Source organism: Bradyrhizobium pachyrhizi (assembly GCF_029714545.1).
In the GTDB taxonomy this organism is placed as follows: Bacteria; Pseudomonadota; Alphaproteobacteria; order Rhizobiales; family Xanthobacteraceae; genus Bradyrhizobium; species Bradyrhizobium pachyrhizi.
In genome coordinates, this window is the sequence record NZ_CP121667.1 from 335693 (window position 1) to 347870 (window position 12178).

Annotated in this window: 11 protein-coding genes; 4 read left to right on the forward strand and 7 right to left on the reverse strand. The window is 62.9% G+C overall.

The window, feature by feature from the left end; genetic code table 11:
- Nucleotides 1-59: 59 nt before the first annotated feature.
- The 5 genes from typA to QA639_RS01590 form a co-directional block, all read right to left on the reverse strand.
- Nucleotides 60-1886 (reverse strand): translational GTPase TypA, encoded by a 1827-nt coding sequence (gene typA / locus QA639_RS01570; protein WP_016847242.1) that lies wholly within the window; start codon nucleotides 1884-1886, stop codon nucleotides 60-62.
- Between the two features lie 276 nt (nucleotides 1887-2162).
- Nucleotides 2163-2393: a hypothetical protein gene (locus tag QA639_RS01575; RefSeq protein ID WP_283089040.1), complete on the reverse strand. Its 231-nt coding sequence runs from the start codon at nucleotides 2391-2393 to the stop codon at nucleotides 2163-2165.
- An 18-nt stretch (nucleotides 2394-2411) separates the two neighbouring features.
- Nucleotides 2412-2693, reverse strand: a complete 282-nt coding sequence (locus QA639_RS01580; protein ID WP_283089041.1) for a hypothetical protein — start codon at nucleotides 2691-2693, stop codon at nucleotides 2412-2414.
- Nucleotides 2690-4135, reverse strand: coding sequence for a radical SAM protein (locus QA639_RS01585; RefSeq protein WP_283089042.1), 1446 nt, complete (start codon nucleotides 4133-4135; stop codon nucleotides 2690-2692). Before QA639_RS01585 ends, QA639_RS01580 begins: the two co-directional genes overlap by 4 nt.
- Nucleotides 4116-4835 carry a prolipoprotein diacylglyceryl transferase gene (locus tag QA639_RS01590; RefSeq protein ID WP_283089043.1) on the reverse strand — a complete coding sequence of 240 codons (720 nt, stop codon included), beginning with the start codon at nucleotides 4833-4835 and terminating at the stop codon, nucleotides 4116-4118. Before QA639_RS01590 ends, QA639_RS01585 begins: the two co-directional genes overlap by 20 nt.
- 299 nt (nucleotides 4836-5134) lie before the next feature.
- Between QA639_RS01590 and QA639_RS01595 the strand changes: the two genes are divergently transcribed.
- The 4 genes from QA639_RS01595 (at nucleotide 5135) to QA639_RS01610 (ending at nucleotide 10591) form a co-directional block, all read left to right on the forward strand.
- Nucleotides 5135-6514, forward strand: coding sequence for a hypothetical protein (locus tag QA639_RS01595; protein WP_283089044.1), 1380 nt, complete (start codon nucleotides 5135-5137; stop codon nucleotides 6512-6514).
- 266 nt (nucleotides 6515-6780) lie between these two features.
- Complete coding sequence (locus QA639_RS01600) at nucleotides 6781-7239, forward strand: hypothetical protein (protein ID WP_028337372.1); 459 nt, start codon at nucleotides 6781-6783, stop codon at nucleotides 7237-7239.
- A 146-nt stretch (nucleotides 7240-7385) separates the two neighbouring features.
- The gene (locus tag QA639_RS01605; protein ID WP_080667273.1) at nucleotides 7386-9122 is read left to right on the forward strand and encodes a type I secretion system permease/ATPase; all 1737 of its coding nucleotides are present in this window, start codon (nucleotides 7386-7388) and stop codon (nucleotides 9120-9122) included.
- Nucleotides 9119-10591 carry an HlyD family type I secretion periplasmic adaptor subunit gene (locus tag QA639_RS01610; RefSeq protein WP_157348422.1) on the forward strand — a complete coding sequence of 491 codons (1473 nt, stop codon included), beginning with the start codon at nucleotides 9119-9121 and terminating at the stop codon, nucleotides 10589-10591. Before QA639_RS01605 ends, QA639_RS01610 begins: the two co-directional genes overlap by 4 nt.
- Nucleotides 10592-10606: 15 nt before the next feature.
- Here QA639_RS01610 and QA639_RS01615 read toward each other — a convergent pair whose 3' ends face one another.
- Nucleotides 10607-11383, reverse strand: a complete 777-nt coding sequence (locus QA639_RS01615; protein ID WP_028337369.1) for a response regulator transcription factor — start codon at nucleotides 11381-11383, stop codon at nucleotides 10607-10609.
- Nucleotides 11384-11588: 205 nt separating this feature from the next.
- Nucleotides 11589-12170 (reverse strand): hypothetical protein, encoded by a 582-nt coding sequence (locus QA639_RS01620; protein WP_244978826.1) that lies wholly within the window; start codon nucleotides 12168-12170, stop codon nucleotides 11589-11591.
- Nucleotides 12171-12178: the final 8 nt, after the last annotated feature.

Consider the following 12178-nt stretch of genomic DNA (forward strand, 5'->3'; position numbering starts at 1 on the left):
GTATGCCCCGGAAAGACCGGGGCATACAGTGAGGCTTATGCCACCGCTTAAGCTACAGCTTACGCCACCGCTTCCTTGGCCTTTTCGGCGCGCTTGCGGTCGTTCGGGTCGAGGTGCTTCTTGCGCAGCCGGATCGACTTCGGCGTCACCTCGACGAGCTCGTCGTCCTCGATATAGGCGAGCGCTTTTTCCAGCGTCATCCGGATCGGCGGTGTCAGGCGCACCGCCTCGTCCTTCGAGGTGGTGCGGATGTTGGTGAGCTGCTTGCCCTTCAGCACGTTGATCTCGAGGTCGTTGTCGCGGGTGTGCTCGCCGACGATCATGCCCTTGTAGACCTTCCAGCCCGGCTCGATCATCATCGGGCCGCGGTCCTCCAGCTTGAACATCGCATAGGCCACCGCTTCGCCCTGGTCGTTGGAGATCAACACGCCGTTGCGGCGGCCCTGGATCTCGCCCTTGTAGGCGGCATAGCCGTGGAAGATGCGGTTCATGATCGCGGTGCCGCGGGTGTCGGTGAGCAGTTCGCCCTGGTAGCCGATCAGGCCGCGGGTCGGCGCGTAGAACACCAGCCGCAGGCGGTTGCCGCCGGAGGGGCGCATCTCGATCATCTCGGCCTTGCGCTCGCTCATCTTCTGCACGACGACGCCGGAATGCTCTTCGTCGACGTCGATGACGACTTCCTCGATCGGCTCCTGCCAGGCGCCGGTCGCCTCGTCCTTCTGCAGCACAACGCGCGGGCGCGACACCGAGAGCTCAAAGCCCTCGCGGCGCATGGTCTCGATCAGGATCGCCAGCTGCAATTCGCCGCGTCCGGAGACTTCCATGGAATCCTTGTCGGCGGCTTCGACGACGCGCAGCGCGACATTGCCCTCGGCCTCGCGCATCAGGCGGTCGCGGATCATGCGCGAGGTCACCTTGTCGCCTTCGGTGCCGGCGAGCGGCGAGTTGTTGACGATGAACGACATCGAGACCGTCGGCGGATCGATCGGCTGCGCCGGCAGCGGCGTCTCGACGGTGGGATCGCAGAAGGTGTCGGCAACGGTGCCCTTGGTGAGGCCCGCGATCGCGACGATGTCGCCGGCCTCGGCCTCCTCGAGCGGGGTGCGCTCAAGGCCGCGGAAGGCGAGGATCTTGGTCAGGCGGCCGCTCTCGATCAGCTTGCCGTCGGCGGACAGCACCTTGACCTGCTGGTTCGGCTTGATCGAGCCCGAGGAGATGCGGCCGGTGATGATGCGGCCGAGATAGGGGTTGGCCTCGAGGATGGTGCCGATCATGCGGAACGGACCTTCCTCGACCTTCGGCGGCTCGACGTGGCGCACGATCAGGTCGAACAGCGGCTGCATGCCGAGGTCCTTCGGACCCTCCGGGCTTTCCGCCATCCAGCCCTGCTTGGCCGATCCGTACAAGATCGGGAAGTCGAGCTGTTCCTCGCTGGCGTCGAGCGCCGCGAACAGGTCGAACACCTCGTTGATGACTTCGGTCGGGCGCGCGTCGGGACGGTCGACCTTGTTGATCACGACGATCGGCTTCAGCCCGATCTTGAGCGCCTTCGACACCACGAACTTGGTCTGCGGCAGCGGGCCCTCGGCGGCGTCGACCAGCACCAGCGCGCCGTCCACCATGTTGAGGATACGCTCGACCTCGCCGCCGAAATCGGCGTGGCCGGGGGTGTCGACGATGTTGACGCGGATGTCCTTCCACTGCACCGAGGCGGCCTTGGCCAGGATGGTGATGCCGCGCTCGCGCTCCAGGTCGTTGGAGTCCATGGCGCGCTCGGTGACCTTCTGGTTCTCGCGGAAGGTGCCGGATTGCTGCAGCAGGCGGTCGACGAGGGTGGTCTTGCCGTGGTCGACGTGGGCGATGATGGCGACGTTGCGAAGGTTCATGGCTCTTCTTCTGGTCGTGCAATGGTCAGATGCGCGATCTCGCCGGACCAGTTTGGCCGGCCGCTCGCTCGCGTGGCCCATTCGGGCCCGGATCACGCTCATACCCAAGAAATTTGACGGGGACGCATCACCCCAAAAAGGAAGCCCGGTCAGAGGACCGGGCACCTTGCGCGTTGCGGCGCAATATAGTCAGAAAACGCCAAAAAACAATGATTTATTGGCTGTTTGGAGGGCTGATTTTCGCTCCAAAAGCGGGTTTTGAGGGGCTTTCAGGTCTTACTTCCGGGTAATCGCGAACACGATCAGGCCAAGCCCGCCCAGCGCCACCAACATCACGAACATGGTGATGGGGTCGCCGCCGGCCCCGGCACCCATCTTGGCGTTGAGAATAGCGCACAGGACCCCCGGGATCAGCAGGATCATCCCCACCGCCAGCATCAGGGCGGTCAGGCAGCCGTTGCGCTGCCCGGGTTCCGGAGGCCTGTATGGCGGTGGTGTGTCGGACATGCGTCGTCGAATGGTCCGTCAGCGCCTTCCCGTGATCGCGGCGCGGATCAGCATCACGCCGGCAAAGCAGACCGCGAGCCCGAGCAGGATCAGGAAGAGAATGGAGGGATCGGTTTTCGACTCGCTCAGGACGCCGAACCCGAACAGCAGGGCGCAGAGCCCGGGCAGCAGCAGGACCAGCCCGAACAGCACCATGAACGCCGTCGCGCAGCCGCTGCGTGGCGATGGTGGCGGCGGGGCGTGTTTGTAGGGTGGCTCCGGTGGTGCAGGCGGGATGGGCGGTGGATTGGTCTCGCTCATCGCGGCACCTCCTCGCTTTGCCGGGCTTCACGGTAGGTCTGGCCGGCCAGCGCGGCGCGGATGCCGTCGATCTTTCCGTCACGGTAGAACAGATTGTAGGTGTCGAACGGGATGATCGCGCCGCTCTCGGTGACGAAGTGGATGCAGCTTCGCTTGACGTTGCCGACACAGAAATTGAAGCGGTCGAGAAACTGCACGATGGTGACGCGGAACACGTTCTCGTAGGTCAGCCCCGCCGGCACCTCGAAGCTCGGCAGGCAGCACAGCAATTCGCAGACCCGCTCCGAGGTGTTCAGCGGCCCCGACGACAGCGAGAACAGGTCGACAAACTTCTCCCGCAACACCGGATATTTCTCCGGGCTGATGGTGTTGGGCATCACGGCGATGAGCTGCTCCTGCGGGATCAGCGAGGTCAGCGGCAGCACCTTGTCGCCGTTGCGCAGGCCGTAGCCGATCGAGATGCTCTCGGGATTGCAGGGCAACGGGATCATGTCGTCAGCGCCGAACACCCCGGTCTCGATCACGCGCCGGCGGATCTCCGACAGCATGATGCGGTCGGTGTCCTTGTTGAAATGCTCGTTGCGGCCGGCATCCTGCACCGGCTGCAGCGTGACGCCGCGGACGCATTTCCAGGTCAGTGCGTGACGGACGATGTCGCCGATCTCTCCGTCATTGACGCCGCGCTTGATGGTCGCGACCAGCGTGGTCGAGACGCCCTCGCGCTCGAGATTCTCCAGTGCCTGTTGGCGGATTTTTCGCAAATCCGCGCCGCGCAGATTGACCAGCGCCTCGCGCTGCAGCGAATCGAACTGCAGATAGACCTCCAGCCCGCGCTTGTTCTCGGCGAGCTTCGCCACGAAGTCGGGCTCGCGCGCGATTCTGAGGCCGTTGGTATTGATCATGACATGGCGGATCGAGCGGGCGCGCACCGCATCCAGAATGGCGAAGAAATCCGGATGCAGCGTCGGCTCGCCGCCGGAGATCTGCACCAGGTCGGGCTCGCCCTCGCTCGCGACCAGCGCGTCCAGCATCTTCTCGATCTTCGCCAGCGGCGTGAAGCCGGTGCGCGCCGGCGAGGAATCCGCAAAGCACACCGGGCAAGTCAAATTGCAATGCTCGGTAATCTCGATCAGCGCCAGGCAGGAGTGCTGCTCGTGGTCGGGGCACAGCCCGCAATCATAGGGGCAGCCGAATTCGGTGTGGCGCTGGAACGCGAGCGGCCGGTCGCCGGGCTTGATGAAATCCTTGCACAGCCGCCAATAGGCCGCATCCGTCGAGACCAGCGTCGACTGCACGCCATGCTGCTTGCAGCGCTTCTCGTACCAGACCTCGTTGCCTGATATCTGGATCTTGGTCGGCACCAGGGCCAGGCAGGTTTCGCAAAGCGACTGGGTCTGGCCCCAGAAGATGTAAGGGCGTGCCTTACGCAGCGGCGCGTTCATGCTTCAAGCTCACATTCGGCGCCGTCGCCAGCATGACGGCGGCATAAATCATGACAAACAGCGACAGCAGGTGAAACAGCGACAATGGTCCGATCAGCGCGCCATAGGGCTTGATGAACTCCCACAGGAAGCGCTGCAGCCCGTAGTAGAACAGCACGAGGTAGAATCCGTTGGTGATGACGGCGGCATTTGGGTTCAATACGGCCCAGACATAGAATGCCGCGAACCCCGCCATCGCCAGGCTCTCGTAGAGCTGCACCGGGTGGCGCAGCACGCCGTCGCCGAAATCATGGCCCCAAGGCAGCGTGGTCGGCGTGCCATAGGTGAAATCCTCGAGACCCGCGAAATAGCAGCCGAGACGGCCGACCGCGACGCCGATCGCAAGCGGCAGCGCGAACCGCGCGCCGGTGCGCAGCGAAATCCCGTGCCGCCATTTGTAGAGCTCGATCGCGACGATGCCGCCGGCCAGCGCGCCCTCGACCGAGCGGGCGACGCCCGCCATGCCCGAGAACCACAGGTTCAGCGTGCCGAAGATGTAGGCGCCGATCCCGGCGCCGAACACCAGCGCGGCGATGTAGGACAGCTCGAAGGATTGCCGGGGGAATTGCAGCCCGCGCCGGTGCGACAGCCACCACATGGCGAGCGCGGCCGCGCTCCATGCTGCAACGTCGAAGACGGCGTGAAGTTCAGCCCCACTCATGAGGCGAGTGTAGCGTGATTTTCGCGGTCCGCGATAGCGACTTCCCGATTGCAATGGCGGAGCGAGGTTATCAACCGCCTGGGAGCGGCGAGCTGATGGACCACGCCGGCGACGCGGGCCCGCGCAACACTACCAAGGCTGTAACCGCGCCAGAACGGATATAGCCGATGTTACGGCGTCCATCCGAAGCGCTATATCCGAACTGACGGCTGGGCTTTCGACCTTCCCAGGATGACATTCTGTCCGGAGTGCAGAACCCGTCCCGATTGCGCGGAGCGATTGCGATGAGGAAGGCTACGATGGATTTTTCGCGGATGTCGGATGGGATCCGGCTGCATCACGCCTCTCATCGCCACGATGGGCACGATGGTGACGACGAGTCGGGTCCGGCACCGAGCAGCCCGTTTGCAGGGCTCGATGCACATCCCGCGACCCCGAATTCCCCGCCCCATGACTCTGGCCCAGGCCAATCCGACCATCCCACCGCGTCGGGGGTCGGCACCGGCGGCCACGTCGGCAACCACACTGCGGCGAGCCTGGATGCTTCGGCAACGAAGCCTGCTGCCGGCGCATCCCATTCCGCGACGGGCATCGCTTCGATCGAGAGCGGGGCGAACACCGCCGGGAACGGCGGAGACGGTTACTTTTACGGAGGTATCATTCACGCATCCCTGTTGATCTATGAACCGATCAACATTTCGGTGAGTGTGGGATACGGCTCGGCCGCCGTGGCCAACCAGTCCAACGATTTGAGTGTCGATCAATCCGCCTTTCAGATGGCCGGCGTCGGCGGACATGGTGGGAATGACAACCTTGCATCGGGAGGCAGCATCAGTGCTTCCCTGGGCTCCGGCGTGATCGGGAGCGGCGACAACGGCGCCGGAAACGGCGGCAGCGGCTATTTCTCGGGTGCGTTGGTGGACGCTCCCGTGGTGATCTATCATCCGATCAATATTGCGGTGGCGAGTTCAGGCGGCACGGCCTATGCAAGTCAATCGAACACAGTCGACATCGATCAATCGGCTACGCAGATCGCGGGCGTCGGCGGAAGTGGCGGAAATGGCAATGTGGCCTTCGGCGGCAGTATCATCACGCTCGACCCCAGTTGGGGATCAAGCAACGGAGGAAGCGTCTGGGACGTTCAAACGGGCGGGAGTCAGGCCGGCAATGGCGGCGACGGCGCGTTCTACGGGAGTCTCGTGCATTCCTCGATCTTAGTTTACGACCCGATCAACATCGCAGTCGCGGGCTATGGCTCCAACGTTCATTCAGTCCAGACGAATGACGCCGACGTGGATCAATCGGTAATTCAGATCGCCGGCATGGGCGGGCACGGCGGCAATGGCAACGCCGCGACGGGCGGCCATGCAAGCCTTCCTTCCCACGGCTTGTGGGGCGGCTCCGACGCGATTGCGACCGGCTCGAACGGCGCAGGCAACGGCGGCAACGGCTATTTTGCCGGCAGCCTGATCGATGTCAGCGTCGCGATCTATGCACCCATCAATATCGCAATCGCGGGGCCCCATTCGACGGCCGTGGCCGATCAGGTCAACAACGTGCACATCGACCAGAGTGCGGTCCAGATTGCCGGACTTGGTGGGGACGGCGGCTACGGCAATCTCGCGCTGGGTGGCGATCTTTCCGCCCATCTTCTGTCGGATCTTCACCTGTTGGCATAGCGGAACATCGCACCGCTCGCGCAGGCCGGTCGCAAGGTAGCGGACTCCCTGCGCATGCAAATCTCGCGCAGAGTCGTCCTCCCCGATGTTTCGAGCTCCGATGTTGCGCGACGAATGTCATACTTTCGTACGTAGGTCGACCAACCCGGATGGTGTCCGATTTGACATCTATCGGCAGCGCGCATCGCCGGATCAGACTCGCCCGTGTGCGTCCGCCTGATCGGGATGGATGACGCACGACAGCCAACACAAGGACGGAGGCTCAAATGTTGCCCAAGGCGATCAGCATCTCGGATTCGATCGAATTCAAATCGATCAACACCGGTGGTCAAAGTGTCGGAAATGGCGGCGACGGTACCTTCAAGGGAGCTATCATCAGCAAGCCGACCCTCAACTTCGATCCAACCAACAAGGCAGAAGGCGCCGATGTGCATGTGAACACCGGCGACCACGTCACTCAGACGGCAGATTGGGACGCCGGCGGCGCAAACGCGACGGCCTCGGTGTTTGCGAAGGCCCACGGCGGAAGCGCCGAGTCGAACGGAAGCCAGAAATCCTACAGCGGCCACGATACCTCCAAGGTATATGCCCATACGGATGCCACTCAGATCAACAAGCTCGCGGTGGACCAGCACCAGGATGTCCTGGCTGGCATCGGCGGCAATGGCGGAGACGGCAACGCCGCGCTGGGTGGAGAAGTGAGCTTCCACCTCGATACATTCTGACCATCGGCTCGTCCGACCGTGGCGGGACCGGCGGCCATTGCTGCCGGTCCCGCAGTTCAAGCCGATGCCCCGCCGATGCCTTTCTTGGCAGATCGCGTTGGCCGTCGGGCAAGTGCGCCGGACTTCGATTTCAGGCGGTGACGATCATGCTGATGCCGCCCATTCGGTTGCCTGTCCTGCCGCAGATCTCGACGCCACTGCACGCGGCCCTTTGGTCCTGTGCGGGACCGCTTGGTCTCGTATTCGCGTATAGCTGCAGCTACAACCTGCTTTTGTTTGCGCCCTCCATCTACCTTCTTCAGATCTACGACAGGGTGTTGTCGAGCAGGAGCGGCGACACGCTGCTCCTGCTCACGCTCATTGTCGCGATCACGGTCGTGGTCGGCGGCGTGTTCGATGCCTTGCGGCGCGCTGTCCTGGGTCGCCTTGGCGCCTGGCTCGACGATCGGCTCCGTCCTTGCGTGCTTTCGGCCAGCCTCGAATCCGCGTTTCGCAGCGATTGGACGCGGGCGTCGGACGCATATCGGGATCTCACCGTGCTGCGCCAGTTCATCGATTCCGGCGCATGTCCGATGCTGTTCGACGCACTCTGGGCGCCCCTGTTCCTCCTGGTCCTCTTTCTCATCCATCCCCTGCTTGGCGTGGTGGGCGCCTGCTGTGTGGCTTTCCTCTTCGCTCTCACGGTTGCCGGAGATCTGGTTACCGAGGACGTTCTGCTCAGATCCGGCGCCGCGCTGTCCAGAAGCTACGGTCGCCTCCAGGCCGCCGCAGGCAACATCCACATGATTCGCGCCATGGGAATGCTCGATAGCGCTGCGCGCACGATCTACCATGACGCGCAGGAGGCACGCAGAGAGCACGATGTGGCAGTCCGGCGAAGCGAGTTCGTGATGCTGGTCACCAAGCCGGTCCGCGCGCTGTCGCAGGTGTTGATAATGGGAGCTGCCGCGTGGCTTGTCCTCGATCACGGAAAGAGCCCGGCGATCATTTTTGCTTCGACACTGATGTTCAGCCGCGCGCTCGCGCCGGTCGAAAGTGCGATCGCAGGCTGGAAGTCACTCAGGACGGCCGTGAGTGCCTGTCAGCGGCTCGGCGCGGTTCTCGCCGCGTCCCCGGCCGCCGGACAGCAGGATCCGGAGGTTTCGCAGCGGCAAGCGTCGAGCGGTCTCATTGTCGACAACGTCAGCGTGAGGCTATCGGGGACCAACCACCTTTTGCTGAACGGTGTCTCGTTCACGCTCGCGAGCGGAGAATGCCTTGGCATTATCGGTGCGTCCGGGTCAGGCAAGTCCCTGCTTGGCCGGGTGATTGCCGGGCTGTCGACGCCAACTCATGGCTGTGTCCTGCTCGACAATACCGACGTCTCGCTGCTTCGCGAGGGCCCAAGCGGTCACCGTCTCGGTTATCTCCCCCAGGACATCGACCTGCTCGGCGATACGATAAGCGATATCATCGCACGGCTCGATCATGCCGATCGGCGGAAGGTCGTGGAAGCGGCCAAGCTGGTCGGAATTCACGAGGCGATCATGCGCCTGCCGAACGGGTACGACACGGTGCTTCACCGTGAGAAATCCTTCTCGCGCGGATATCGGCAGCGCCTCGGTCTTGCCCGGGCCTTTTTCGGCGGTCCACGCCTGATCGTTCTCGACGAACCGAATGCCAGTCTCGATTACGGCGGCGAGCGAATGCTGCTGGACGCTATCGAGCGCATGAAGCTCGCCGGTGTCATCCTGGTCGTCGTCACTCATCGTATGGGTCTCCTCGCAGCCACAGACAAGATTGCCATTATGGAAGAGGGGGCGGTCGTCGCTTTCGGCGACAGCGAGGAAATCTTTGAGCGGCACCTGAATCGACCCCAGGTTACATCGCGGATTGCGCCATGATCCGGAATCCTCTCACCATCTGGAAGCTTCCCACGATATCGAGGCTACCCACGATCTGGGACCGGCTCGTGCGAACGCCGGCAAGCCCCCCGCTCGCCGGACGGCTCGGAGTCGTGGTTACCGCGATCGACGATTTCGAGCCCCTCGAATATCCATGGTGTGCGACCCCGACACCCATCTCTCCGCGTAGACGGCTTCGCGGTATCACCCTGGCGGGCAACCTGCTGGTGCTCTGCTTCATGCTGGGGCTTGGCACATGGGCGTGCCTCGCGCCTCTCGAGAGCGCCGCGATCGCTTCCGGCGTCGTGGAATCAGAATCGAGCCGCAAGACGATTCAGCACCTGGAAGGCGGGATCGTCAGGAAGATCCTGGTTTCGGACGGCGATATCGTGCGAAGCGGACAGACGTTGATCGCGCTGGACGACACCCGGCCCGGTTCGGAGGTGCAAAGCCTTCAAGGCCAGTTGTGGGATGCAATTGCTCGTGCCGCACGGCTTCAGGCCGAGCAGCAGAACTTTGAGAGCATCGCAATCCCGAGCGCGCTGGAACAGGACAGCAAGCGAAATGGGGTGGCCGCCGCCGCGGTATCGGCGCAGCAGTTCATTTTTCAGGCGCGCCGGCAGGTTCATGAGTCGCAGCTTGCGGTCATTCGCGAGCGGAGGCTTCAAGTCGAGAGGGAGATCGAAGGTCTCAAGGCTCAGCAGACCGCCACCGGGCAGCGGGTCGACATCGTCCGGGAAGAACTGGATATGGTCACGACGCTCGTGAACAAGGGACTCGAACGGCGGCCGCGGCTTCTGAACCTGCAACGTGAACTGGCCGACGTTGAGGGTCGTCGCGGCGAGATCACCGCGCAGATTTCTCGCGCCGGGCAGGTCATCAGCGAGCAGCAGGCCACATTGTTCAAGCTCGAGAGCGATAGGCAGAACGAGATCGCACAGTCGCTTCGTGAAGCACAGAACCAGATATTCCAGCTCCGCGAGCGGTTGCTTGCGGCCAGGGATCAGCTATCGCGAACGGAGGTGAAGGCGCCCGAGGACGGCGTGATAACCGACTTGCGGATTCATACAGCGGGCGGCGTCATCGGGGCGGGTGCTCCGCTCATGGAGCTGGTGCCCCGGCAAGACCGCCTCATCGTGACCGCCCGCCTGAGGCCGGAGGACATTGATGTGGTTCATCCCGGCCTGAATGCCGAGGTGCATCTCGTGCCGTACAATCAGCGTCGCGTACCGCGCCTGAAGGGCATCGTTGTGCACGTATCGGCAGACCGGCTACTCGACAAGCGTACCGACCAGCCATACTACGCGACCAAGATCCGGATCGACGACGCGCAGATCGCCGCAAACGACTTCCAGATCGTCCCCGGTATGCCGGTTCAAGTGTTCATCACCACGGGGCGCGGTACCGTCGCACTTTACGCGCTCAGGCCCCTGCTCGACAGCTTCCGCGGTGCATTCAGAGAGGATTGATCCCCCTCAGGGTGACTAGGTCTCCGGCATTGGGGCTGCACCCGGGTCGTGATCGCGATTCTGCGCGAGCGACCGGCCGCGCCAGCGGAGGACCGCTTCCGTGCGATTGTGAGCGGCACATTTCCTCATGATATGCTGAATGTGCATTTTGACGGTGCTTTCCGAGAGCTTCAATTTGGCTGCGATCAGCTTGTTGGGCAGGCCGAGCTCCAATTCCGCCAGAACGTGCTGCTCTCGAGGGGTGAGATCGCTCCTGTCGATGACCGCCCTGGCTGCCTCGTTCATCAGATATGCGGACGCAAGCCCGCGCGCGTCCGGCGGATCGAAACCCGGCATCCTGTTCATTTCGGCGACCGGCAACGGCCTGTAGACGCCGCCGACAAGAACAAGGCGCAGGCCGGCTATGACGACCTCGATTGGTAGCGAGGTGGGAAGAAAGCCGCGAACACCCCGCTGCATCGCGGCTTGTGCGGTCGGCTCGTCGTCATGGTTTGACAGGATTGCGACGGCAGCATTGGGACAGTACTCGGCCACGAAGGCGAGATCGTCCTCGACCGAGGGATCGCCGATGGGCTTGTCCGCGATACTCAGCAGCACCAGACGAATGTCGCGGGCTGACATGCAGTCCAGGCCTCGGACCGTTGCCATGTCGAGGATCTCGAAGTCGGCCAATTCCCGTCTGAGGACGTTGAGAATACATGTGCGCGGCAACAGGTGCGGCTCGATGATCACCAGAACCGGTACGTGAAGCGCTCCATTGAGCCGTTTTGAGGAGTCCGTTATGTCGTCCATGATTTCCTCGGAATGAAAAGAATTTCTGCGACAGTTCCATCGATCCGTATTGCGCATTTACCGTTGCGGCATTCATCCTGAATGCATCATCACGCGCAGCCCCGACATCAGGATCGCATCCATTGCGGGATAGCCTGGCGCCTCGGTGGAAATTCTTTCCGATCAAATCATTTGAACGCGCGCCGTGGCGCGGTCGACGCATCCCCTATTTGCAGATATTTCGATACGCCGTTGACGCCGCCGACCCCGACTTGCCGTCGACGACATACGCTTCATCCTCCTTCACAAGATACAGAAACGGCCTTCCAGTCTCTCCGCCCGACGCAGTTCTTCCTTTCACGCGCCCGCAAATCGTATCCACGGCGCGTCCGAACGTGTTCTTTCGCATGGCGCGCTTCATGTCGCTGAATTCGGCCGATCCCGGATCCTCTATCTGCGCTGCAATCGTGACCTTCGCTTTGGTGAGGACAGGATCTGCTGTGCCCGCGGCGTGTTCGGGTGTCGGGACGTTGATCCTCGTCCGCGGGGACGCCGCCTTGGCGAGGTCGGGCGGTCCGTGTTTCTTCGATGATGGTCTCCTGCCGGATTTTGCCGGGGTTGCAGAATTCGATTTCACGATCGCAGGCGCTGGCGCTAACGCCGCCGGCATTGGCTCTGTGGGTCGGGCGACTGCAACCTTGTCGAAACAGGGTCTTGACCCACACCCAAGGAAATACCCTCGGGAAGGCGCGAACCAGCCAAAGCCGACCAGGATTCCTGCCAGCGCTCCGACAAAAAGCAGTCCCATCCGATTCC